This is a genomic window from Desulforamulus profundi (assembly GCF_002607855.1).
The window spans coordinates 47360-72393 of record NZ_AWQQ01000116.1 but is presented as its reverse complement, the minus strand read 5'-3'; the positions used below and the strand labels follow the sequence as shown (position 1 = coordinate 72393).

Annotated in this window: 19 protein-coding genes and 5 pseudogenes; 4 read left to right on the top strand and 20 right to left on the bottom strand. The window is 54.9% G+C overall.

Going from position 1 to position 25034, the window contains the following annotated elements:
- Positions 1-21: 21 nt before the first annotated feature.
- Together uvrA and uvrB are read right to left on the bottom strand one after the other, a co-directional pair.
- Positions 22-2856: an excinuclease ABC subunit UvrA gene (gene uvrA, locus P378_RS16525; RefSeq protein ID WP_099083992.1), complete on the bottom strand. Its 2835-nt coding sequence runs from the start codon at positions 2854-2856 to the stop codon at positions 22-24.
- A gap of 12 nt (positions 2857-2868) precedes the next feature.
- Positions 2869-4884 (bottom strand): annotated as a pseudogene (uvrB, locus tag P378_RS16520) (excinuclease ABC subunit UvrB).
- A 182-nt stretch (positions 4885-5066) separates the two neighbouring features.
- Here uvrB and P378_RS16515 point away from each other — a divergent pair.
- The gene (locus tag P378_RS16515; RefSeq protein WP_099083991.1) at positions 5067-5600 is read left to right on the top strand and encodes a coiled-coil domain-containing protein; all 534 of its coding nucleotides are present in this window, start codon (positions 5067-5069) and stop codon (positions 5598-5600) included.
- Here the strand turns inward: P378_RS16515 and P378_RS16510 are convergent.
- Positions 5543-6127 (bottom strand): uracil-DNA glycosylase, encoded by a 585-nt coding sequence (locus P378_RS16510; protein ID WP_099084000.1) that lies wholly within the window; start codon positions 6125-6127, stop codon positions 5543-5545. The genes P378_RS16515 and P378_RS16510 overlap by 58 nt on opposite strands.
- A 183-nt stretch (positions 6128-6310) precedes the next feature.
- Between P378_RS16510 and P378_RS16505 the strand changes: the two are divergent.
- Positions 6311-6573, top strand: a pseudogene (locus P378_RS16505) (DUF3243 family protein).
- Between the two features lie 80 nt (positions 6574-6653).
- Here the strand turns inward: P378_RS16505 and P378_RS16500 are convergent.
- From P378_RS16500 to P378_RS16425, 17 genes and pseudogenes are all read right to left on the bottom strand, one after another.
- On the bottom strand, positions 6654-7901 hold the full coding sequence (locus P378_RS16500) for a PDZ domain-containing protein (protein WP_099083990.1): 1248 nt from the start codon (positions 7899-7901) through the stop codon (positions 6654-6656).
- Positions 7902-7980: 79 nt separating this feature from the next.
- A pseudogene (locus P378_RS24350) lies at positions 7981-9131 on the bottom strand (S41 family peptidase).
- Positions 9132-9251: 120 nt separating this feature from the next.
- On the bottom strand, positions 9252-9620 hold the full coding sequence (locus tag P378_RS22355; RefSeq protein ID WP_238473358.1) for a M23 family metallopeptidase: 369 nt from the start codon (positions 9618-9620) through the stop codon (positions 9252-9254).
- Positions 9563-10378: a murein hydrolase activator EnvC family protein gene (locus P378_RS16490; RefSeq protein WP_238473357.1), complete on the bottom strand. Its 816-nt coding sequence runs from the start codon at positions 10376-10378 to the stop codon at positions 9563-9565. The genes P378_RS22355 and P378_RS16490 overlap by 58 nt, the downstream gene beginning before the upstream one ends.
- A gap of 91 nt (positions 10379-10469) precedes the next feature.
- Positions 10470-11357 (bottom strand): permease-like cell division protein FtsX, encoded by an 888-nt coding sequence (ftsX, locus tag P378_RS16485; protein WP_180261155.1) that lies wholly within the window; start codon positions 11355-11357, stop codon positions 10470-10472.
- Positions 11347-12033, bottom strand: coding sequence for a cell division ATP-binding protein FtsE (ftsE, locus tag P378_RS16480; RefSeq protein WP_099083988.1), 687 nt, complete (start codon positions 12031-12033; stop codon positions 11347-11349). The genes ftsX and ftsE overlap by 11 nt, the downstream gene beginning before the upstream one ends.
- 184 nt (positions 12034-12217) lie before the next feature.
- On the bottom strand, positions 12218-13159 hold the full coding sequence (locus P378_RS16475) for a transketolase family protein (protein ID WP_099083987.1): 942 nt from the start codon (positions 13157-13159) through the stop codon (positions 12218-12220).
- Between the two features lie 146 nt (positions 13160-13305).
- Complete coding sequence (locus P378_RS16470; protein ID WP_099083986.1) at positions 13306-14124, bottom strand: transketolase; 819 nt, start codon at positions 14122-14124, stop codon at positions 13306-13308.
- Between the two features lie 38 nt (positions 14125-14162).
- Complete coding sequence (locus P378_RS16465) at positions 14163-15014, bottom strand: YitT family protein (RefSeq protein ID WP_099083985.1); 852 nt, start codon at positions 15012-15014, stop codon at positions 14163-14165.
- Positions 15015-15266: 252 nt separating this feature from the next.
- Positions 15267-16373, bottom strand: a pseudogene (gene prfB, locus P378_RS16460) (peptide chain release factor 2).
- Positions 16374-16435: 62 nt separating this feature from the next.
- Positions 16436-19049, bottom strand: a pseudogene (gene secA / locus P378_RS16455) (preprotein translocase subunit SecA).
- A 259-nt stretch (positions 19050-19308) separates the two neighbouring features.
- Entirely contained in the window at positions 19309-19830 is a 522-nt protein-coding gene (gene hpf / locus P378_RS16450; RefSeq protein ID WP_099083984.1) for a ribosome hibernation-promoting factor, HPF/YfiA family, read from the bottom strand.
- A gap of 142 nt (positions 19831-19972) precedes the next feature.
- On the bottom strand, positions 19973-20170 hold the full coding sequence (locus P378_RS16445) for a cold shock domain-containing protein (protein ID WP_011879371.1): 198 nt from the start codon (positions 20168-20170) through the stop codon (positions 19973-19975).
- A 433-nt stretch (positions 20171-20603) separates the two neighbouring features.
- Positions 20604-21329, bottom strand: a complete 726-nt coding sequence (locus tag P378_RS16440) for a ComF family protein (protein WP_238473356.1) — start codon at positions 21327-21329, stop codon at positions 20604-20606.
- Positions 21326-23044: a sensor domain-containing diguanylate cyclase gene (locus P378_RS16435; protein ID WP_238473355.1), complete on the bottom strand. Its 1719-nt coding sequence runs from the start codon at positions 23042-23044 to the stop codon at positions 21326-21328. Before P378_RS16435 ends, P378_RS16440 begins: the two co-directional genes overlap by 4 nt.
- Before the next feature lie 36 nt (positions 23045-23080).
- Entirely contained in the window at positions 23081-23545 is a 465-nt protein-coding gene (locus P378_RS16430) for a glycosyltransferase family 2 protein (RefSeq protein WP_099083982.1), read from the bottom strand.
- Between the two features lie 75 nt (positions 23546-23620).
- Complete coding sequence (locus P378_RS16425; protein ID WP_180261154.1) at positions 23621-24358, bottom strand: ATP-binding protein; 738 nt, start codon at positions 24356-24358, stop codon at positions 23621-23623.
- Between the two features lie 139 nt (positions 24359-24497).
- Between P378_RS16425 and P378_RS22345 the strand changes: the two genes are divergently transcribed.
- Both P378_RS22345 and P378_RS22340 read left to right on the top strand, forming a co-directional pair.
- Positions 24498-24749 carry a helix-turn-helix domain-containing protein gene (locus P378_RS22345; protein ID WP_238473354.1) on the top strand — a complete coding sequence of 84 codons (252 nt, stop codon included), beginning with the start codon at positions 24498-24500 and terminating at the stop codon, positions 24747-24749.
- Between the two features lie 8 nt (positions 24750-24757).
- Positions 24758-24979, top strand: a complete 222-nt coding sequence (locus P378_RS22340) for a hypothetical protein (RefSeq protein WP_238473353.1) — start codon at positions 24758-24760, stop codon at positions 24977-24979.
- The last annotated feature ends 55 nt before the right edge of the window (positions 24980-25034 follow it).

Sequence of the window (25034 nt, the reverse complement as noted above, 5' to 3'; positions counted from 1 at the left end):
AAGAACCGTCCCCAACTTGAATTAGGTGAGGGTTTTCTGGCGGTCCCGTTCCAGCACCGGTTTGAGGAACTGGCCGGTGTAGGATTGGGACGCCCGGCAAATTTCTTCCGGGGTGCCGGCGGCCACCAGGGTTCCTCCTTTGTCGCCCCCTTCGGGTCCCAGGTCGATAATGTAATCGGCAGTCTTGATGACATCCAGGTTGTGCTCGATGACCACCACGGTGCTGCCGTTGTCCACCAGGCGGTGCAGCACTTCCAGCAGCCGGGCGATATCGGCGGTGTGCAGGCCGGTGGTGGGCTCGTCCAGGATGTAGATGGTACCGCCGTTGCTGCGCCGGCTTAATTCGGTGGCCAGCTTCACCCGCTGGGCTTCACCGCCGGAGAGCTCCGGCGCCGGCTGGCCCAGGCGGGTATAGCCCAACCCCACGTCCTGCAGGGTCTTCAGCCGCCGGTGAATCTTCGGGATGTTGGCGAAGAACTCCACCGCCTCGTCCACTTCCATATTTAATACATCGGCAATGCTCTTGCCTTTGTATTTGACCTCCAGGGTCTCACGGTTGTAGCGCAGGCCTTTACAGACTTCGCAGGGTACATAAACGTCCGGCAGGAAGTGCATTTCGATTTTAATAATGCCGTCCCCCTGGCAGGCTTCGCAGCGGCCGCCCTTCACATTAAAGCTGAAACGGCCGGGCTTGTACCCCCGCACCCTGGCCTCCGGCAGCTGGGTAAACAGCTCCCGGATGTCGTTAAACACGCCGGTGTAGGTGGCCGGGTTGGACCGGGGGGTGCGGCCGATGGGGGACTGGTTCACGTCGATGACCTTTTCCAGGTGCTCGATGCCCCGGATTCCCAGGTGCTCCCCGGGTTTGTCCTTGGCCCGGTGCAGTTTGTGGGCCAGGGACTTGTAGAGGATTTCGTTGATCAGGGTACTTTTGCCGGAGCCGGATACCCCGGTGACGCAGACAAAGAGCCCCAGGGGAATTTCCACATCAATGCCCTTCAGGTTGTTTTCCGCCGCCCCTTGTATGACCAGGCTTTGTCCCTTTCCCTGGCGGCGGCTGAGAGGTACCGGAATGTATTTCTTGCCGCTCAGGTACTGGCCGGTAAGGGACTCCGGCACCCGCATGATTTCTTCCATGGTACCGGCCGCCACCACCTGGCCGCCGTGGCGGCCGGCCCCGGGGCCGATGTCGATGACATGGTCCGCCACCCGGATGGTATCCTCATCGTGTTCCACCACGATCAGGGTGTTGCCCAAATCCCGCAGCCGCTTCAGGGTGGCAATGAGCCTTTCGTTGTCACGCTGGTGCAGGCCGATGCTGGGCTCATCCAGGATGTATAACACCCCCATCAGGCCGGAGCCGATTTGAGTGGCCAGTCGGATGCGCTGGGCCTCCCCGCCGGACAGGGTGCCGGCAGAACGGCCGAGGGTCAAATAATCCAGGCCCACGTTGACCAGGAAGCCCAGCCGCTCGTTAATTTCTTTGAGAATTTGCCGGGCAATGAGCCGCTCCCTCTCGGTGAGATCCAGGTTGTTAAAGAACTTTAGAGCTTCGGACACCGGCAGGGCGGTGACCTCGGCAATGTTCTTGCCCCCCACCTTCACTGCCAGGGCCTCGGGCTTCAGCCTGGCGCCCTTGCAGCTGGGGCAGGGCTTGATGCTCATATATTTTTCAAATTCTTCCCGCATGGCCTCGGACTGGGTCTCCCGGTAGCGGCGGGACAGGTTGCCGATAATCCCTTCAAAGGGCACTTCGTAGCGGTGCACGTGGCCGTAACCGTCGGTATAGTGGAACTTTACTTTATCATTGCCGGTGCCGTAAAGAATCACCTGGAGATGCTTGGCAGCAAGCTGCTCCACCGGGGTGTCCAGGCTGAATTCATACTTCTCCGCCAGGCCGGACAGGTAGGCGGCAGCAATGTTTCCTTTGTGCCAGCCTTCAATGGCCCCTTGCCGGATGCTTTTACCCTTGTCCGGCATGATTAAATCCGGGTCAAATTCATGGTTAAAGCCCAGGCCGGTACAGGCCGGGCAGGCCCCGTGGGGGCTGTTAAAGGAGAACAGCCGGGGGCTGATTTCACTGATGTTGATACCGCAGTCGGTGCAGGCAAAGTTTTCCGAGAAGGTGTATTCTTCCCCGTCCACCACCGCGGCAACGGCCACCCCTTCGCTTTGCTTAAGGGCGGTCTCCATGGAATCGGCCAGCCTTTTTTCACTGCCGGGCCGGATGATAATGCGGTCCACCACAATTTCAACGGTATGTTTCTTTTTCTTATCCAACCGGGGCACTTCGGTGACATCATAGATTTCCCCGTTCACCCGTACCCGCACGAAGCCGTTGCGGCGGATGTCCTCAAAGATTTTTACGTGCTCGCCCTTTTTGCCCCGCACCACCGGGGCCAGCAGCTGCAGCTTGGTCCCCTCGGGCAGGGCCATCAGCTGGTCCACCATCTGCTGCACCGTCTGCTGGGTGATGGGCTGGCCGCACTTGGGACAGTGGGCCCGGCCCGCCCGGGCAAAGAGCAGCCTCAGGTAGTCGTAAATCTCCGTCACGGTCCCCACGGTGGAGCGGGGGTTGTGGCTGGTGGTCTTCTGGTCGATGGAAATGGCCGGGGACAGACCTTCGATATAGTCCACATCCGGCTTGTTCATCTGCCCCAGGAACTGCCGGGCGTAGGCAGACAGGGACTCCACATACCGCCGCTGGCCCTCGGCGTAGATGGTGTCAAAGGCCAGGGAGGACTTGCCGGAACCGGACAAGCCGGTGATCACCACCAGCTTGTCCCGGGGAATTTCAACGTCGATGTTTTTGAGGTTGTGGGAGCGAGCGCCCTTAATTAAGATCTTATCTTGCATGATTGTACTCCTTTAATACTCTACCTCCGGTATCGCCGGCTTAATTTCCTTATCACCCGCAGCTGCAGTCTCAGCTCAATAATGGCATCCCTTAACTGGGCGGCCCGCTCGAATTCGAGGTGTCTGGCGGATTCTTTCATTTCTTTTTCCAGCTTGGCAATCATCTTTTTGAGCTCGGTCTTGGTCATCTTGCCGGCCTTGGTCCGGGCCACGTAGGGCGCCTTTTCTTCGGCGGCCCGGGTGGCTTCGATGACATCCCGCACCGCCTTGCGGACGGTTTCCGGGGTAATGCCGTGCTTTTGGTTGTATTCTACCTGTATCTTGCGGCGGCGCTCGGTTTCGCCGATGGCCTTCTTCATGGAGTCCGTCATTTTATCGGCATACATAATGACGCAGCCCTCGGCGTTGCGGGCGGCCCGGCCAATAGTCTGAATGAGCGAGCGCTCGGAACGCAGGTAACCTTCTTTATCAGCATCCAGGATGGCCACCAGGCTGACTTCGGGCAGGTCCAGGCCCTCCCGCAGCAGGTTGATGCCCACCAGCACGTCAAAAGTACCCAACCGCAGGTCCCGCAGAATCTCCATCCGCTCAATTGTGTTAATATCCGAGTGCAGGTAGCGAACCCGCACGCCATTTTCTTTAAAGTAATCCGTAAGGTCTTCGGCCATTTTTTGGTCAGGGTGGTCACCAGCACCCGCTCGTCCCGCTCCACCCGCAGGCGGATTTCACCCAGCAGGTCGTCGATCTGGCCCCTGGTGGGGCGGACTGAAATTTCCGGGTCCACCAGGCCGGTGGGACGGATAATTTGCTCCACCACCTGCTGCTGGTGTTTAAATTCGTAGTTGCCCGGTGTGGCGGACACGTAAACCACCTGGTTTACCTTGTCCTCAAACTCGTGGAACTTGAGGGGCCGGTTGTCCAGGGCCGAGGGCAGGCGAAAACCGTGCTCCACCAGGGTGGTCTTGCGGGAACGGTCCCCTTCGTACATGCCGCCGATCTGGGGTACTGCCACGTGGGACTCGTCGATGATCAGCAGCCAGTCCTCCGGGAAGAAGTCCAGCAGGGTAAAGGGGGATTCCCCCGGGGCCCGTCCGGTTAAATGACGGGAGTAGTTCTCAATGCCCGAGCAGAAACCCACCTCGGCCATCATTTCCAGGTCGTAGCGGGTGCGCTGCTCCAGCCGCTGGGCCTCCAGCAGTTTGCCGGCATCCCGCAGCTCTTTCAGCCGCTGTTCCAGCTCCACTTCAATGGAGGCAATGGCCCGTTTCAGGTTCTCCTCGGCGGTGACGAAGTGGCTGGCGGGAAAGACGGCGATATGCTGCCGCTGTCCCAGAATTTCGCCGGTCACGGTGTCGATCTCCAGCAGCCGCTCCACTTCGTCGCCGAACATCTCCACCCGCAGCGCCCTGTCGCTGACGTTGGCGGGGAAGATTTCAATGACGTCTCCCCGGACCCGGAACTTGTTCCGGGTGAAGTTGATGTCGTTGCGCTCGTACTGGATGTCCACCAGCTTCCTTAAAATAGCGTCCCGGTCATAGGTGCCGCCGGCCCGCAAAGACAACACCAGGTCCCGGTAGGTCTCCGGGTTACCCAGGCCGTAAATGCAGGAAACACTGGCCACGATAATGACATCCCGCCGCTCCAGCAGGGCGGTGGTTGCCGAGTGGCGCAGTTTGTCAATTTCATCGTTCAAGGAAGAGTCCTTTTCAATATAAGTATCGGTATGAGGAATATAGGCCTCGGGCTGGTAATAATCGAAGTAACTAACGAAATATTCAACGGAGTTTCCGGAAAAAACTCTTTCATTTCACTGCACAGCTGGGCCGCCAGGGTTTTGTTGGGCGCCAGGATCAGGGTGGGCCGCTGCACCTTTTGAATGATATTGGCCATGGTAAAGGTTTTGCCGGTGCCGGTGGCCCCCAGCAGCACCTGATGCTTTAATCCCCTGTTCAGCCCGTCCACCAGTTGTGCAATGGCTTTGGGCTGGTCTCCCCGGGGTTGAAACTCGGATTTCAGCTTAAATTCCACATTCATCCACCTGCTTTCTGTCCACCTTATATTATACCATTTCGGTCAATATCAGAAACCTGGGAGTACTGGTAGATTTAGCTTATGTATGTTTTTAAAATTATTTATTTGTGGAAAATTTTGTGCTATAATTTAGGTAGTGTTTTGGATAAACACCAGTCCTTCTCATGGGGGAATAAAAAATGAGCGAGGAACGTCTGGAACGTATCGAGCATCTGGTCACTGACTTGATTCGTATTGTTGGCCACACCAACTCGTTGGTGGAAGAACTCAATACCAAGGTGGAAAAACTGAATACCAAGGTTGAAGAACTTGATGCAAAGGTAGACAGGCTTGAGGCGAGGGTTGAAAGACTTGAGGCGACAGTAGATAAACTTGATGCAAGGGTTGCCAACCTGGAATTAAGGGTGGAAAAATTAGAAGCCAACCAGGATTCCTTTAAAGATCAGCTTTCCTCTTTTGAAAGTCAAATGTCCTCTTTTGAAAGTCGACTGTCCTCTTTTGAAAGTCAAATGTCCTCCTTGCGTGAGGAGATGATCCACCGCTTTATTCGGGTTGAAGACAGATTTGATTTTATTCACGAGAAACTAATGGAGCATGAAGAAAAACTTTATTACCTTAAAAAACTGCTGCCAGGTAAGGCAGCAGTTTTTTGTGATCAAAAGGAGTACTGGTCCCTGGCAGCTTTTCCTGTCACCCGCAGGTACTCCTCCTGAATCTTTTGAAAGTCCTCCCATACCGGGCGCCTTTTGTTGGGGTCCCGCAGGACCGCCGCCGGGTGATAGGTGGGCATAATCTTGATGCCGCTCCGGCTTTCCAGCCACTGGCCACGCATCCTGGTGATGCGGGCCTCCGGACCGATTAAGTTCTGCAGGGCTGTGTTGCCCAGCAGTACGATAATCCCGGGCTTGATCAGTTCGATCTGCCGGTATAAATAGGGCAGGCAGGCCACCGCCTCGGCCCGGCTGGGGACCCGGTTGTTGGGCGGCCGGCACTTTACGATGTTGGCGATATACACCTCTTGCCGGGTGAGGTTGATGGCCGCCAGGACGCGGTCCAGCAGCTGCCCGGCCCGGCCCACAAAGGGAAGGCCCTGCTCGTCCTCGTCTTTGCCCGGCCCCTCGCCGATCAGCATTAACCTGGCCCCGGGGTTACCCATTCCGAAAACCAGCTTGTTTCGGCCCTCCGCCAGCCCGCAGCGGGTGCAGTGCTGCATATCCAAAGCCAATTGCTCCAATGACATGGCAAAAACCTCCTGCTTTGTTTCAATGATTATCATAGACCACATCTGCCGGCTTGGCAACCCCTGGCAGCGGTTCAGTCTTTTATTTCCAGGTATGTATAATTTCTCTTCCCGCTGCCAAACTATAGGTGAAACAGGTGGCTGTGCTACAAATGCGCAGTCAAAAGAGGAGGAGGAAACGTAATGCTGGATTTAAGCAAATCCAACACAAGTTGGGAAAATTGGAAGAAGTATCTGGCCAGGCCATGGAATTTGCCGAGGAACTGGGAATCCCCCGGGACAAGATCCAACAATATGCCATGAACGCCGGTTCCATTCTGGCTGACAACGTGCAGCCCGCCAACCCGGAGCAAAAGGTTCTCAAGGAACTGTGGGATGTGGCCGACAGGGAAGAGCAGGAAGTCATTGCCCGGCTCATGACCAAACTGGCCAGCCGTGCCCGTTAGTTTTTCCGATGAAAAGACCACGTCATCACAACGTGGTCTTTTGTTCTTTCCTTACGGCTATCGCATTGTCTACCGTCTGTTTAGTTACCCCCCCGGGTAAACCGGTTGTTAAACCACCGGCGAAAGGGTCCTTCGGTGGATAATTCCAGATAGTTCTGCTCATTCCCTTCCGGGACGGGCAGGAGACCCAGCATCTCTTTGTCCTGGTAATCGACGCCTTCCCGGAACACTCGTTTCTCTTTCATGGAAAAGTAGGTAAGTTGAAGCTGATTGTAGACGCCCAGGGCAAATTCCAGGCCCTGGCGGCTGCTGACCGCCATGCCGTTGACTTCCATAATAATGTCGCCGGAGCGAATACCGGCCTGCCAGGCAGGGTAGCCCGGCACCACATCCAGCACCTTAACCCCCTGGCTGGTGGGCTGGTAAATGGATTTACCCGTTTCCAGTTTCTTGCCCAAGTAGATGACCAGTTCATGACCCAGGGGAGAAAACAGGGCCGCCACGATTCCCATCAGGGGTCGTTGATCGGCCAAAACGGCCAGACCCAGCAGGAGAACGCTGTATATACCCAGGATGACGGCGGAAATTCTCCCCTTTTGCTGCGGCGTGCGGGCTGCCGCCAGATCGCCATACCCCAAACCGGCCACCACCGGCATGAGGCCGTAAATAATATTGTCCACGTTGGCCCCCAGGTCTCCCCGGATGAGGGGCCACCAGTCCGGCATGCTGACTCCCCCGGTGGGTACACTGGAATGGCCTACCACCACCATGACCGCCAGGGGAATGGGCCAGAATTTCTGCAAGGCAAAGCCCCCCACCACCTTGCCTTCCGCATTTTTGATAAAGGTGGGCACCGCCCCCATATGACCGCTGATGAGAATTAAAACGGCCTCTGCAAAGTGCAAAATGGCCACCAGCCCTAAAACCTGGGGCACGCTGATGTCGGGCCAGCCAAAGACCATTGAACTGAAGGCCAAAATCCCCCCGGCATAGGCAAAGCATAAAAACCTGGCATCAATAAGCATTAACAAAATGGCCAGGGGCCAGAGGTAAATTAATCCTGAACCGGACAGTGTCAGCCCCACAAACACCATCAAGTAGCTGGCCACAACGCCCCCCAGCAGCCCGAAACCGGTGGCCAGCAGAACATCCCGCCACACCCCCCGGGGCTTCAGGCCAAAGAATCTTTCCCGTACCTTACCGATGCGGTGGTACTGCAAAGCCACGATGCCCACCACCAGGAGGAACAGTTGGAGGATCTGGGACTCCGTAAAAACTGCCGCCATGGTTTTTAGAATTTCCGGTGTTATCTCCGCAAAAGGAAACATCAACAGAACCACCTGCCATTTGAGAGGTAAGATGTGAGAAGTTAGAAGTGGGAACAAGGTCTGCTTCCCACCTCATTCATTATTTTTGAATCTTTTCCCGTACCAGCTTAATAGCGGTTTCTAATTGTTTATCTGTCTTTTCGTCCCGTTCTTGATTCACCACCACGTCCGGGGTAATGCCTTTTTTATGAATATCCTGCTTTTCCGGTGTCAAATACCTGGCGGTGGTCAGCTTAAGCCCGGCGCCATTGTCCAGGGGAAATACCGTTTGCACCACGCCTTTGCCGAAGGTCTTGGTGCCCACCAGGGTGCCAACTCCGGCATCCTTAACAGCACCGGCCAAGATCTCAGAAGCACTGGCGCTGCCCTTGTTTACTAGGACCACCAGGGGCAAATCCAGTTGATCGGGCTCGGCGTTGAAGGTGTGGTCCCGGCCGATGCGATAATCAATATGCACAATGGGGCCTTTGGCTAAGAACTGGTCTGCGATCTTAATGGCTGAATTCAGTTCGCCACCCGGGTTATCCCTGATGTCCAATACCAGCCCTTCCATCCCCTCTTTACGGAGTTCCTGCAGAGATTCTACTAGTTCTTCCCCGGTGTTCTCGGTAAATTGGCTGATGGCAATATAGCCACATTGTTTTCGTTGGGAAGCATGCGGCCCTCCACGGTGGGAACGCTGATTTCCTCCCGTGTCAGCTTAATTTTCAGGGGTTCTTTGACACCCTCCCGGATAATGGTTAGTTCAATTTTGGAGCCGACGGGACCCCGCATGAGGTTAACGGCGGTTTCCGTGTCCATGTCCTTGGTCGGTCGGTCGCCAATTTGCATAATAATGTCCCCGGCTTTGATGCCTTTCTCGGCCGCCGGTGTATGGGGAAAGGGTTTTACCACCGTCAGATAATGTTCCTTGACCCCCACCAGAACACCAATGCCGCCAAAGGAACCGCGAATCTGTTCCTGCAGGGAAGAGTAGGTCTTGGCGTCCAGGTAAACCGAATAGGGATCGTCCAGGGACTCCACCACGCCTTTGATGGCTCCTTCCACCAGCTTTTCCGGCGCCACTTCAAACAAATACTGGCCCTTCACCAGGGTTACCACTTTGACCAAGTTGCCCAGCCCTTTGTAATTGCCTGCCACTGTGCCGCCCAGGATCAGCAAAATGACAAAAACCATGGAGACCAGTACAATGGCCAGCCTTCCCCAAAAGGCCAACGAGTCTCTTCTCACACTAACACCTGCCCGTTTTCTTTATCTCTTACACATGTATTATACTACAACAGAACATCATAAATTACAAAGACTTTTCCAGTTTCTGGCGGCAAAAAGCCGGGGGTTGACCCGGCTTTTTTACAGGTAATTATGGGGGCTGACCGCCGTGCCGTTTTTCCGCACCTCAAAATGCAGGTGGGGCCCGGTGGACATGCCGGTGCTGCCGACCCTGGCGATGGTGTCACCCTTGGTTACGGCCTGCCCATCGCCCACCAACTGGGCGGACAGGTGCCCGTACAGGCTGACCACCCCGCCGCCGTGGTCGATCATAACCACCCTGCCGTAACCGGTCATGGTGCCGGAATAGATCACCGTGCCGGCGGCCGGGGCAATGACAGCGGCCCCGGTGGGCGCAGGAATGTCAATGCCCGCGTGAAACCGCTGTTTCTTCAAAATGGGGTGAATGCGGTAGCCGAAGGGGGAAGAAATACGGGAATAGCCCGGCACCGGCCAGCTGAATACCCCCCGGTATAATTGCCGCCCTTTTTGGCGTTCTCCAGGGCAATCTGCCTCAGGATGGCTTCCTCCTGGGCCTCCAGGCGGTCGATTTCTGCCTCGGTCTTCTTAAGGTCCTGTTTGGCCTCTTTTAACAGTTCTTCTTTTTCACTCTGGGCCTGGGCCAGGGTTTCTTTCACGTATTCCTGCTCGTTTTTCATGCTAGCAATTTGCCGGGTTCTGGTCTCCAGGGCACTTTTGTATTCCTCGATTTGCTGCTTTTCGCTGGTGATGCGGTCCACAATGGCCTTGTCGCTTTGCACCATCCGCTGCAAAAACTCCAGGCGGTTGGTAAAATCCGAAAAACTGCCGGCATTGAGCAGGACCTCCAGGTAGCCCACAGGACCACTCTGGTACATGCCCTTGACTCTTTTCTTCAACTGGTCGTTGCTCTCTGCCAGACGTTCTTCTGCCTGGGCCAGGTCCTTTTTCGTTTCCTCCAGCCGGTTCACCGCAACGTTGAGAGAACCCTGGAGTTGTTTAATCTGCTCCGTCTTCTGGTTGATGGAATGGTTAATGGTAGCCAGTTGTTGGGTATAGTCCTTGACCACTTTTTTGGTCTGCTGTTCCTGGGCCTTTTTCTGGTTTAACTGGTTTCTTACTTGATCCAACTGCTGGTTCAGGGGAGGAGACGCCAACACCGGCGTTCCTGCCAGCATAACCAGTCCCAGACTCAGGGCAAGAAACTTTTGGGTCCATTTGCGCTGCACGGATATCCCTCCATACTCGGTCGTCTGTCGTCGGGCAGCGGTCGTCGGACTCCGCCAAACGACAAACGTAAGTAATGTTACTCAGCGGTTGTTACACTCTTAAAAATTTTCTCAGGGAAAACCAACTGCCCAGGGCGCCGATGAGAACGCCCAGCCCCATCATGCTGCCAAGAATGTACAGAATGATCCTGGGCTCGTTCACCAGTTGAATAAAAGGCAGGGAAATTTTCAGTTTGTTAATGAGTGAAAGATATCCCAGGTCCACCACCAGGATGGCCAGCAACCCACCGGTGAGGCCCAGCACAATGCCCTCCAGGATGAAGGGGAAGCGGACAAACCAGTTGGTGGCCCCCAGTATTTTCATAATGCCGATTTCCCGCCGGCGGGCAAAGACCGACATGCGAATGGTGGTGGCAATTAAAAAGCCGGCGGACAGCGTCAGCAGGGTCAGGGTGGCCAGGCTGGCATAACGGACCCAGCGGGTCACACTGAGCAGCTTTTCCACCACGCCCTGTCCGTAGCGGACCTGTTCCACGCCCGCCAGTCCTTCAATTTTTTTGGCGGTGGCCGGTACGGCGGAAGCCTGCTTGGTCTTTACCCGGAAGGCGTCGGGCAGGGGATTGCTTTCCTCCAGCGACTCCAGAATATCCGCCCGGTCGCCGAAGCCCTCTTTCATTTCCTGCAGGGCCTGCTCCCTGGAGACGAACTCCACGGTGTCGACCTCGGGATTGCTTTTGATCTGCTCTTCAATCTTGTCCCGATCGACTCTGCCCACATTTTCTTCTAAAAAGGCGGTGATTTCAACGCTGCTTTCCACCGATTTGGCCAGCTTTTCGGCATTCACCACCAGCAGCAAAGAAGCGCCCAGAATAATCAGGGATACGGTGACGATGCCCACGGAGGAAATGGAAAGCCAGCTGTTTCTGACCAGGGAGGTAAATGCTTCCCGGAAGAAATATTTAATGGTATTAAAGTTCACAGCGGTACACCCCGCTCTCTTCATCCCGCACAACACAGCCGTTGGACAGGGCAATCACCCGCTTCTTCATGGTGTTCACAATTTCCGAATCGTGGGTGGCCATCAGGATGGTGGTGCCCCGGCGGTTAATGTCCTGGAAAAGCTTCATGATTTCCCATGAGGTATCGGGGTCCAGGTTGCCGGTGGGCTCGTCGGCGATGATCAGCAGGGGGTTGTTGACAATGGCCCTGGCAATGCAGACCCTTTGCTGCTCCCCGCCGGACATCTGGCTGGGCAACAGGTTTCCTTTATCCTTGAGTCCCACCTGCTCCAGAACCTCCGGCACAATGCGTTTAATCTCTTTACCGGAGGTGCCGGTGATTTCCAGGGCAAAGGCTACGTTCTCCGCCGCGGTCTTCTGGGACAGCAGGCGAAAATCCTGAAAAACCATGCCGATTTTCCGCCGCATGTGGGGAACTTCCCGTGCTTTCATACGGACAGTATTCTTGCCGTTGAACATCACCTGCCCCCGGGTGGGCAGCTCTTCACGGAAGATCAGTTTAATCAAAGTAGACTTCCCTGCTCCGCTGGGGCCTACCAGAAAGACAAATTCACCCTTTTTTATATGCAGAGTCAAGTCAGAAACAGCCTTTACGCCGTTGTCGTACACCTTGGAGACATTGTAGAACTGTATCATCTTAACACCTTTCCCAGTTATGATCTTAGGAACCACCTATCGGATTTCGACGCCCAAAGTGTAAATTCCTTTAAAAATAGTCTAAAATTCATTCCTTTTTGTCCAATTTTTGACAAAAAATACAAAAAGAGTGCCCTTGCAAGCACTCCTTTTATAAACTTCTAACCAATGTACCAGGTACATCTTACTTCTTCTTGGCGATAACTTTCCTGGCTGCCTCGGCGATGTTGGCGGCGGTGAGGCCGAAGTGTTGGAGGAGTTCGGCGGGTTTGCCGGATTCGCCGAAGGTGTCGCGGACGCCGATGCGCTGCAGGGGGACCGGCTGGTGCTCGGACAGGGTTTCGGCTACGGCGCTGCCCAGGCCGCCGATGATGGAGTGTTCTTCGGCGGTGACCACGGCGCCGCATTTTCTGGCGGCTTCCACAATGGCAAAAACGTCCAGGGGCTTGATGGTGTGGACATCCAGGACCATGGCGCTGATACCTTCGGCGGCCAGGGTTTCAGCGGCTTCCAGGGCGGCGGGAACCATGATACCGGTGGCAATCAGGGCCACATTGGTGCCCTCCCGCAGGGTAACGGCTTCACCGGGGGTAAACTTAAAATCTTCCCCGTGCAGGACCGGCACGCCGGAGCGTCCTAAACGGATGTAAACGGGTCCTTTGATTTCCGCTGCGGCCCGGATGGCGGCTGCGGTCTCCACTGCATCGGCGGGGACAAACACGGTCATGCCGGGCAGTGCCCGCATAATGGCGATGTCTTCAATGGACTGGTGGGAACCCCCGTCTTCCCCCACGGTGACGCCAGCGTGAGTGGCGGCAATTTTCACATTCAGCCTGGGGTAGCAAATGCTGTTGCGGATTTGCTCATAGGCCCGGCCGGTGGCAAACACCGCAAAGGTGCTGGCAAAGGGGATCTTACCCACGGCTGCCAGCCCGGCGGCGGTGACCATCATGTTGCCCTCGGCAATGCCCATGTTAAAGAAGCGGTCGGGATAGGTTTTCATAAAGTCATGGGTCTTGGTGGACTTGGACAGGTCGGCGTCCAAAACCACCACGTCTTTATTATCAGCTCCCAGGCGGACCAGTTCCTGGCCGTATGCATCCCGGGTGGCAATTTTCTTTGTCATGGTAAACCTCCAGTTCTAATAGGTATTTCTTTGGGGTCAGGCCGTCAGCCGTCAGCCTTCAGCTTTTGGGGTTATTCTTTTAGCTGACGCTGATGGCCGATGGCCTGTTATAATTCAAGTCAAGAACCGTCCCCGACTTGAATTACTCACGCCAGTTCCTTCAATGCCTGTTCCACCTGCTCGGGTTTGGGGGCATTGCCGTGCCAGCCCACCTGGTTTTCCATAAAGGATACACCTTTGCCTTTGACGGTTTTAGCAATGATCATGGTGGGTTTGCCTTTGGTGGCTTTGGCCTCTTCGATGGCCTTCAGGATCTGCCCGATATCGTGGCCGTCGATTTCAATGACATGCCAGTTAAAGGCCCGCCATTTATCATTTAAGGGGGCCACATCCATGACCACGTCCACCGGGCCGTCAATTTGCAGGTTGTTGTAATCCAGGAAGGCGGTCAGGTTGTCCAACTTGAAGTGGCCGGCGGCCATGGCGGCCTCCCAGACCTGGCCTTCCTGCACTTCGCCGTCACCCAGCAGGGCATAGACTCTCTGGTCACCGCCGTCCAAACGGAGACCCAGGGCCATGCCGACGGCGGCGGATATCCCCTGTCCCAGGGAACCGGTGGACATTTCTACCCCTGGCAGCTTTTTCATATCCGGGTGCCCCTGCAAGCGGCTGCCCAGTTTACGCAGGGTCAGCAGTTCTTCCCGGGGCAGGAAGCCCTTTTCCGCCAGGGCGGCATAGAGCACCGGGGCCGCATGGCCCTTGGACAGAACAAAACGGTCCCTGCCCGGCCAATCCGGTTTCTCCGGGTTAAGTTTCATGGTATCAAAGAAGAGTACACTGACAATGTCCGCCGCAGACAGTGAACCGCCCGGGTGGCCGGAGCCGGCTTCCCCCAGCATGGTGATAATGTGGCGGCGAATGGCCCTGGCCCGCTCCTGCAAAGCATAAATTTTTTCCTGTTCCATTTCTTTTCCTCCAGTATTCTATGTATTGTTTTAATCCATTATTTTGAACCTTGTAATTGCTTGAAACCTTCGCCCAGCACTTCATGAACATCCCCTAAGATGATGAATGCCTGCGGGTCAGTTTCCCGAACAATTTCCTTTAACCTGGTCACCTCGGTACGTCCCACCACCGACAGGAGAACTTCTTTCTCCTGTCCGGTATACATGCCTCTGGCTTTCCATGCGGTGGCACCCCGGTCCAGCTGCTTTATGATCTCCTGGCTAATTTGATCGGCCTTATCGGTTATAATAATAAAGGCCTTGGCGTAACTGAAACCCTCCTGAACCAGATCAATGACCCAGGCCGTGACGAAGATCGTGATCAGAGCATAAAGAGCCAGTTCCGCCGAATCAAAGGTGATCCAGGCGGCCGCAACAACCGTAGAGTCAATTAAAAACAGCAATTGACCTATATTAATTCCCACAAAACTTCTCACAATAGCCGCAGCCAGGTCCGTCCCCCCGGTGGTTCCCTTATGCCGGAAAACGAGACCCAGTCCCAAGCCGCTGAGCACTCCCCCGTACAGCGAAGCCAACAGCAAATTGTCTGTCAGGGCAGGTATGTAGGGTTCCAGAAAATCGATAAAGAAGGATAGTGTCAAGGTACCGTAAAGGGAGCGTACCGCATAGTGCCACCCCAGGCGCAGGGTGGCTCCAATGAATAAGGGCACATTAAGCACCAGCATGGCAGCCCCCACCGGAACATGGATGACATAGTGCAGAATGGTGGCAATACCGCTTACCCCGCCGGCGGCAATTTTGTTTGGGACTAAAAAGGCATCCAATCCTACGGCCGTCAGGATCACCCCAATGGTAACCCCCAGGTAATCCTTTAACCAGCGCATTGACATATAAGCTACCTCACAAACCCTCAATGATAAGATTTGCCCGGTTTTATCATACCCTAAAATGATTTAGACTATTTTAATTCCTAATGTTGACAAGCTAGGTTACCAGTATAATTGTTCTCCCTATTGGTGCTAAATCCTTCCAAGACTCATAAAATCTTGTCGTAAATTCAAATCGGGGACGGTTCTTGACTTGAATTCGTAAAACTAATTCAAGTCAAGAACCGTCCCCGATTTGAATTGGGAGGCCAGGTTTTATTTGGGGGTGCCGGCCTTTTCTTTGAGATAGGCGGCGATAAATTCATCGATGGCGCCGTCCATCACTGCTTGGACGTTGCCCACTTCCACGCCGGTGCGGTGGTCCTTGACCAGGCTGTAGGGGTGGAACACGTAGGAGCGGATCTGGCTGCCCCAGGCGATGTCCTTTTGGTCTCCCCGCAGGCGGCCAACTCTTCTTCTTTCTTGCGCAGCTCCAGGTCGATGAGCTTGGCTTTTAATAATTTCATGGCGGCCAGGCGGTTGGTGGTTTGGGAGCGCTCGTTCTGGCAGGCCACCACGATGCCGGTGGGCAGGTGGGTGAGGCGCACCGCCGAGTCGGTTTTGTTGACGTGCTGGCCCCCGGCGCCGCCGGAGCGGTAGGTGTCAACCTTCAAGTCCTCCTGGCGGATGTTGACCTCCACTTCGTCCTCCACCACCGGCAGCACATCCACCGAGGCAAAGGAGGTGTGCCGGCGGCCGGCGGCGTCAAAGGGGGAAATGCGCACCAGCCGGTGCACGCCCTTTTCGCAGCGGAGGTAGCCGTAGGCGTTGGGGCCGGACACCTGGATGGTGGCGCTTTTAATGCCCGCCTCATCCCCCGGCAGCAGGTCCAATACCTCTACTTTATAATTGTGATTTTCACAGTACCGGGTATACATGCGCAGCAGCATCTGGGCCCAGTCCTGGGATTCGGTGCCACCGGCCCCCGGGTGCAAAGCCAGGATGGCGTCTCCCCGGTCGTAGGGACCGGACAGCAGTACTTCCAGTTCGGTATCTTCCACCCGCCTGGCCAGGGAAGCCAGCTCGGTGGTTAATTCTTCTTCAAGCAGGGGGTCCTGTTCTTCCAGGCACAGTTCCAGCATTACTTCCAGGTCCTGCAGCGAGGACTCCAGGGCAGTAAAGCTTTCCACCCTGCCCTTGAGGTTGGCCAGCCTCTGGTTGACCTTTTGGCTGTGCTCCACGTTGTCCCAGAAACCTTCCCGCATCATTTCCTGCTCCAGTTTGGCTATTTCTTCCTGCTGCCTCGCAATGTCAAAGAGAAACCCTCAAATCATTGATACGCTTCCCCAGCTGTTCCAGGTCGCGCCTTACTTCAGCATCCAGCAAGGTATTTCATCCTCTCTCCGAAAATGGTGCCTGGTACTTAAGTTATTAAGTTATTAGGTTTATTTGCCGCAGCATTTCTTGTATTTCTTGCCGCTGCCGCAGGGGCAGGGATCGTTGCGCCCCACCTGCTGCTCTTTGCGCACCGGCTGGCGGGGACCCTCGTCGCCGGATCGGTTTTCCACCACCACCCGCTGTTCCCGGGGCTGGGCGGGCACCAGGTTGACCCGGAAGATGTAGCGCACCACATCGTCCTGGATGTTGGCAATCATGTTGTTGAACATTTCATAGGCTTCAAACTTATATTCAATGACCGGGTCCTTCTGACCGTAAGCCCGCAGGCCGATGCCTTCACGCAGCTGGTCCATGGCGTCCAGGTGTCCATCCACTTTTCGTCCACCAGCCGCAGCAGCACCACCCGCTCGATTTCGCGCAGGGTTTCGGCGCCCAGTTCCTCTTCCCGGGCCTTGTAGAGGGCCATGGCCTTGTCCAGGAGTTCCTCCCGCAGGCATCGCGCCCCAGTTCCTCCAGGTCTTCCACCTTCAGGTCATGGCTGGGCAGGTAGAGCTGGGAGGCGTATTCCAGCAGGCCCGCCAGGTCCCACTCCTCCTGGTGCACGCCCTCGGGGCAATAGGCGTCCACCGAACGGGTCACCACGGTGGCAATGGTTTCCTGGATATTCTCGGCCATGTTTTCGCCGGTCAGCACCTTGCGGCGCTGGTTGTAAATGAGCTCCCGCTGCTGGTTCATGACATCGTCATAGTTTAACACGTGCTTGCGGATGTCAAAGTTGCGGTTTTCCACCCGTTTCTGGGCGGTCTCAATGGACTTGGTAATGAGGCCGTGCTCGATGGGCATATCCTCTTCCATGCCCAGTTTATTCATTAAACCGGCGATGTTGTCGGAACCAAAGAGACGCATCAAGTCGTCTTCCAGGGAGATGTAAAACTGGCTGGAGCCCGGGTCGCCCTGGCGGCCCGCCCGGCCCCGCAGCTGGTTGTCGATGCGGCGGCTCTCGTGCCGTTCGGTGCCGATGATATGCAGGCCGCCCAGTTCAAGCACCCGCCGGCGTTCCTCTTCGCACTGTTTTCTGTACTTCTCCACCAGGGCGTGGTACTCGGCATCGGCGGTCTCTTCGCTCCGGTCCTTCTTGCGCAGCTCCGCCATGGCCAGAATTTCCGGGTTGCCGCCCAGCAGGATGTCGGTACCGCGGCCCGCCATGTTGGTGGCGATGGTGACGGTGTTCAGGCGGCCGGCCTGGGCAATGATTTCCGCCTCTTTTTCATGGTACTTGGCGTTTAAGACCTGGTGGGGCACACCCTTTCTTTTCAGCATACCGCTGACCAGTTCGGAGGTTTCGATGGAAATGGTGCCCACCAGCACCGGCTGCCCGGTGGCATGGCGCCGGGCAATCTCTTCCACTGCCGCCCGGTATTTGGCCTCTTTGGTTTTGTACACCAGGTCGGCCATATCGTCACGGATCATCGGCTTGTTGGTGGGGATGACCACCACATCCAAACCGTAGATCTTGCGGAATTCCTCTTCTTCGGTAAGAGCGGTACCGGTCATGCCGGCCAGCTTCTTGTACATGCGGAAGTAGTTCTGGAAAGTGATGGTGGCCAGGGTCTGGGACTCCCGCTCGATCTTGACGCCTTCCTTGGCTTCAATGGCCTGGTGCAGGCCGTCGCTGTAGCGGCGGCCAAACATGAGACGGCCGGTGAATTCATCCACAATCACCACTTCGCCGTCCTTCACCACGTAATCCCGGTCCCGCTTCATCAGGGCGTGGGCCTTCAGGGCCTGGTTCAGGTGGTGGCTCAGCTCCATATTGGCGTCGTCGTAGAGGTTCTGGACGCCCAGCATTTTTTCCGCCTTGGCCACGCCCTCTTCGGTGAGCAGGGCGGTATGGGCCTTTTCGTCAACGGTAAAGTCGGTATCTTTCACCAGCTTGGGCACGATTTTGGCCATGGTGTAGTAAAGGTCGGTGGGCTTGTCGGCCATCCCGGAGATGATCAGCGGGGTGCGAGCCTCGTCAATTAAAATGCTGTCCACCTCATCCACGATGGCGTAGTTCAGTTCCCGCTGCACCAGCTGCTCCGGGTGGATGGCCATGTTGTCCCGCAGGTAATCGAAGCCAAATTCGTTGTTGGTCCCGTAGGTGATGTCGGAGCCGTAGGCCCGGCGACGCTGTTCCCAATCCAGGCCGTGCACAATCAGCCCCACGGACAAGCCCAGGAAGCTGTAGAGCTGCCCCATCCACTCGCTGTCACGGGTGGCCAGGTAGTCGTTCACGGTCACCACATGGACGCCGCGGCCGGTGAGGGCATTGAGGTACACCGGCAGGGTGGCCACCAGGGTCTTCCCTTCACCGGTTTTCATCTCGGCAATGCGGCCCTGGTGCAGCACCATGCCGCCGATCAGCTGTACATCAAAATGGCGCATGTTTAACACACGTTTGGAAGCCTCCCGGACTACGGCAAAGGCCTCGGGCAAAATATCGTCCAGGGTCTGGCCGTTCTCCAGCAGCTGTTTGAACTCTGCGGTTTTGCCCCGCAGTTCTGCGTCGGTCAGTTTGGCTATCTGGGGTTCCAGCCCGTTAATATCCTCGACCACCCGCTGCAGTCGTTTAATTTCACGGGCGTTATCATCAAACAGGTTTTTGATAAACTTTAACACGGTTAACCACCTTTCAGGTTTTCCCTTTTATCAGGCCAAAGGAAAAGAACCATTGAGGTTCCTGACAAATCCTCGAAGTTATGGCAAATTTATTCTATCACCACAACCGGAACAAAGCAAGAAATGGCCATGTGGTAGAGATTTCGCCCTAAACCCTGCGATTCCTCCCGTTGTCCCGTTAAATTATACTGATAATGTTAGGTCTTTTGCCGGTCAATAATAAAGGCACGCCTGTGCGGCGTGCCCTTTTGTAAACATTTTAGAATTCCGGCTCGATTAAGCCGTAGTTGCCGTCTTTTCTCTTGTAGACCACGTTGGTCTGCTCGGTTTCCGCATTGGAAAAGACGAAGAAGTCATGGCCCAGCAGGTTCATCTGCATAATGGCTTCATCCAGGGCCATGGGTTTGATGGCAAAGCGCTTTGTTTTAATAACCTTGGGGGTCTCGTCTTCGATTTTGTCTGCGACTTCCGCCAGGTCGGCGATGCCACGGTTGCTGCGGCGGTTGATCTTGCCTTTGTAGCGCTCGATCTGGCGCTCCATTTTTTCAACCACCAGATCCACCGAGGAATACATTTCACCGGTGGCCTCTTCGCCCCTTAGAAGCATGCCGTTTACCGGAAGGGTAACCTCAATCTTATGTGAATCGCCTTCAACAACCAGGGTTGCCACCGCTTCTCCCAAATTATCCAGGAACCGGTCCAACTTACCCAAACGTTTTTCCACATAATCCCTCAGGGCCGGGGTTACTTGAATGTTCTTACCGCGAACTTGCACTTTCACAAAGTACCACTCCTTTCGCAGTGTCATAGGAAATAAATACCTGCTGTTAGTATTCCCGAAAACCTGTTAAATTCCTGCATTTTTTTAACAGAATTTTAAAACCCTGGCCGGTGGCAGGGTAGAAAGTTTTCAACCTTTATAATTAACGTTTGGTAACGTTAGCAGCTTGGGGTCCACGAGCACCTTCAACGATGTCGAATTCAACTTCCTGACCTTCAGCTAATGATTTGAAACCTTCTTCTTGAATTGCGGAAAAGTGAACGAATACATCGCCACCTTCTTCTCTTTCAATGAAACCATAACCTTTTTCCGCATTAAACCATTTTACCTTGCCGAGCATTTACATTCCTCGCTTTCAAAATACTTTCAGAGAGCCCAATGAACTCACGTGGGGTTATCTTATCACTTTTACCTGTGCCCTGTCAAGTGTTACCGATCCTGGGGGATTTCCGATGCTTTGTCGAAAAAATCCTTGTTGAAAAGGTTATTCCTGTGGACAATGTGGATAAGTCTGTTAATAACCCATCAAATCAGGGGTTTTTCTGTGGGCATCAGGTGGATAGTATAGTATTATTTGTCAGAATGTGGGATGCGTTGGCATGATTTTTGTAGAAGATTTTTGTTTTCCAGTATTTGGAAGATGTATGCCGGGTATTCTGCTTTGGTGATAACGTCGTAATCTAGCAAGATTGGCGGAGATTGTACCGGGAAACCGATGATTTTCCCTGTGAAATCACCAACTTCTGAGTCCTCTGCCATTTTCTTCTGGGAGTTTATTTTGCCGCGTTGGCCAGTGTGATGACGAAGATTCCAGCCGCCCCTTGCTCTTTCAGGGTCTCTGCCATGGCAGAAACGGTGGACCCGGTGGTGAAAACATCATCTACAATTAACAGGTTTTTGCCCCTGATTTCTTCCGGTGCCTTCACTTTAAAGGATCCCCTCAGGTTTTGCTCCCGTTGGGGCCGGGTAAGGCCTGTCTGGGGCGGTGTTTCGCCCTTTATCAACACACGGTCTGACAGCGGCAGGTTTAGCCCCCTGGCCACCTGGCGGGCCAGCAGCGCCGCCTGGTTAAACCCCCGCTCCCTTAACCTTCCCCGGGACATGGGCACCGGCAGTACAAGATCACAATGCAACAGCCGGGGATGTTTCTGCAATGTTTCCAGCATGAGTCCGCCCAGCAGCGGGGCCAGGGATTTTCTTCTCTTGTATTTAAAAAGATGGATGGCCTGCCGCAAGCCGCCCTCATAGGGGCCCACCGCTCTGGCCATCTCAAAGGGCGGGGGTTGGCTTTGGCAATCTCCGCAAAGGGTGACCCGGCCTTGGGGGGGACCGGCCTGCCGCAAACCGGGCACTTTGGTTTGGCCGCCCAATCCCGCAGTTCTTGACGGCAGGCGGGGCACAGGTCTTCTTTGCCGAGGCGGCCGCACAGCTTGCAGCCGGGCCACTCGGGGAAAATCAAGTTTACCAGGGCTTCCAACAGGGGGTGCATGGGTCTTCACCTTCTCCGAACTGCGGGAGTTCCATCCTTTTGTATTTTTAATTTGATTTCCTTTAACAGCCGGCTGTAAGCAACGGACCGGTCCCGGCCCAGTTCTTTGGCCCGGGCCACCGCCTTTTCCGCCCCAAAGAAGATTTGGTCCGGGTCGGTGGTGTCGTGGGGGAAGGTGGCCACACCAACGGACACCGTTACCATGATCTGCTGCTGGGATTCCTCGGGCACCAGCCGGCGGTCCCTCACCTCTACCCGGATCTGCTCGGCCAGTTTTAAAGCGTTGGCCGTGTCCGAACCCAGCGCCAGCACCGCCAGCTCACCGCCCCCGTACCGGCCAAGGAGATCTGCGGGCCGGGTGACATCCCGCAGCACCGAAGCCACCATTTGAATCACCGCATCCCCTGCCCCGTGCCCGTAACGGGAGTTGAAAACACCCATATTATCGATGTTCACCAGCAGCAGGGAGGCGGGCTCCCCGGCGGCGCGGCACCGGACCATTTCCTTGACCACCTGGCGGTAAAACTGCCTGTGATTAAGGAAATCGGTCAACCGGTCTGTCACGGACAGGTGCCGGATTTTTTCCACCAGCATGTCGTTGGCCAACACAATACCCGCCTGGCCGCCGATAATGCTTACCATCTGCATATGCTTCTCTTCATAGGCATAGGGGCGCATGTCCCCCAGCACCAAAACACCGGTGACCTCCCCCTGGGCCAGCAGGGGAATCACCAGCACCGAGCGGAACCGCCGGAAGGAACCGGCATCCCTTGGGGAGTCCATGTCCCGGACATCCTCAATGATAACGGGCTCCTTGCTCTCTGCAGCTTGTCCCACCAGGCCCTCGCCGGGTGCCACCATGTTGCACATCTCTTCCCGTAAAGGCCCCTGGGCGGCGCCGGGTAAAAACAGCTGGCGTTCCTGGGACCAAAAGAAGATGACAGCGGTATGGAAAGGAGCAATCCGCCGGCATTCCTGCAAAATCTGGTTAAAGAAGGTGTCCGGTTCATAACTGACCCGCAGCCGCTTGGCCACCTGGAAAAGGGCCGTCAGCTCCCGGTTGGACAGTTCCATATGTACATATTTACCGAGAATCACCTGGGCTGCCAGCACCGGCAGGAATAAGACCAGTGCCCAGCTGACGCCCATTTTAAGATAAAAGGCAGCCATCAAAGCCCCGTAAGGAGCGGTAAAGAGATAGGTGTAGCCGTCCCAGCGCAGGGCATCCCAGCCAAATAAATCCGGGTGGTCCCGGCGTCCGGGCAGCAGGTAAAAATAAACCAGCATGTGGTTAACGGCAAAATAAACCAGGGTAAACAGGACGATGGGTAAGATCTCTCCCTCCACCTGTTGGAAGACAAAGGACGCACCGGCGGCCGCCAGAATGTGCTGTGAACTGTTAAACAGGGTGGTTCGCAAGGGATTTCCCCGGTTGGCAATGCCCAGCCCGATCAGGGAGACCAACCCGGTCACCCAGGCGGTGGCCACACCGCCACAGATCAACTGGGTGGCCACAACGATGACGTAGCCCCCGGATAAGTATCCCTGGGGAAAGGGAACCGCCATCCACTCCGCCAGCACACCCAGAATGATGAGGACCGTCAGCGTCCCCCCCTGGTCCAGGTTAAGTTGGGGAAAAACCTTCCACAACCAGCCAAAGCCCAGCAGTATGATCGTCCATGTATAGAGCAAGCCAAGACTTCCCTGTCTTGAGATAAAAACCACCCCCTCCGTCTCCATTATTCGACAATAAATGGTAATTTACCTCCAGCCCTGGCAGAAAAATACACGAAAAACCTTCTCAGCCAGCAGTCCCTGGGGAAGTTTTCTTAAATCCACCACCCACACCAGGGCATTTTGGCAGTGCAACAGCCCGGTCATGAAGGCCCGGTCCTTTCGGAAAGGGTGCTCCGGCAGACTTTCCGGCTCCAAAGACACAAAGCGAAAGGATAAATTCTGCTGCAGACCCTTGAGGATATCGGCGGTATCATCCTCCGAGCCGTCATCCACCACCACCACTTCCAGGTTCACCCACTGGTATCTTCGCCAGGATTCCAACCGCCGCATCAAATACTCCACGTCCGCAGCCCTGTTGCGCAGCACCATCAGCATGCTCACCGGCGGGCCGGGCAGGTGCCTCACCAGACGAAACAGGTCCTGCACCAGATAGTAAACACCGTAACAGGCCAGGATTAAAATAGTTAAATACCCGATAGTCTCCCACATAACAACACCCCCTGTGCTTTAGAGTATGTTTACACCTGCACAGGGGGTGAGCGGAAATTTTTGTGGGATCCGACCCTAGGTCTTGAAGCGGACGAAGAAGGTGCTGCCCCGGGGACCGGTTTCTACTTTAATGGCGGCGTTGTGCCTGGCGGCAATGCTGTAGGAAACCGCCAGCCCCAGCCCGGTCCCCTGTTCCTTGGTGGTAAAGAAAGGGGTTCCCAACATATCAAGAAGCCCCATTTTAATCCCCTTTCCCTGGTCCTGTACGGACAAAACAATTTCCTGGCCGTCCATAAAGGTCTTGATTGTCAGAATGCCTCCGGGTGTCATGGCCTCCATACCGTTTCGCACCAGGTTCAGGATTAATTTGGCAATTTCCTGTTCATTCAATGAAATATATGGCACGATGCCCGGTTCAAATACAACTCTTTGGCCGTTTTTAACGGCTTCCGAATTGATAGCCGGCAGCAGTCCTTCCAGGATATCATTCAGGATCTTGCGTTTTAGATCCGTTACCTTGGTAGGGGCCAGTAAAAGCACTTCTGAAATAATGGAATTGGCCCGGTCCAGTTCCTTTAACATAACGTGCAGACGTTCCTCAAAACCGGGGCAAGCCTTTTCAATCTGAAGCATCTGCAGCAGTCCACGAACGGTTGTCATGGGATTTCGTATTTCATGAGCAATTGCTGCAGCCATTTCTCCGGTTAGCCTGATTCTTACCAACCGTTCATTATTGTTTGCGAAACCATTGTACCCTGCCGAGTCTTCCTTAACTAAAAGAAAACTAAACTCATCATTTTGGTTCACAGTCACCCCTGACACCTCCCAAGAGATTATTAGCTGCCTACACAATATTTTCAATTTGAAATAATGTCAAGTATTTTTATTTCACTATGAAACACATAATTGAATTGGCAAACACCGCAGATATAATTGATTCGAGGTGTATTGTGTGGGTATTTTCAGACAGAGGATGAAAGAGCTGAGAGAAAGCAGAGGCCTTACCCAGCAGGCTCTGGGCGATGCATTAAACATCGGCAAATCAGCCATTGCGCTCTACGAAACAGAAAAGCGGCAGCCAGACCCGGATACCCTGAAAAAACTGGCTGTTTTTTTCATTGCAGTGTTGACTATTTGTTGGGCCTTACCAATGAACACCCGGGGATCATCCCCGGTGATTCCTCCACTGTCCCCCCTGGAATGATGTCCTTTGTGTCAGATCGAAATAATCATAAGCTGATTTCATTAATCCAGAACATTAAAGCACAGGGCTATTCCAACGAGGTCATTGAAGAATGGCTGGTTTCACTGAGCAATACCCTTAGCTTACTGCATCATACATACCAAACGGGGATAGGCCCCGGGGCAGCGGATAAATTATTGGTTCAGGAATTGAAAGAAAAGTATAAGGATAGGAAGAGTGAAAAGAAGTAAAGTAGCCAACCCTGCAGTCTGAAGCTGCAGGGTTGTTTTTACATGTTATTGTAGA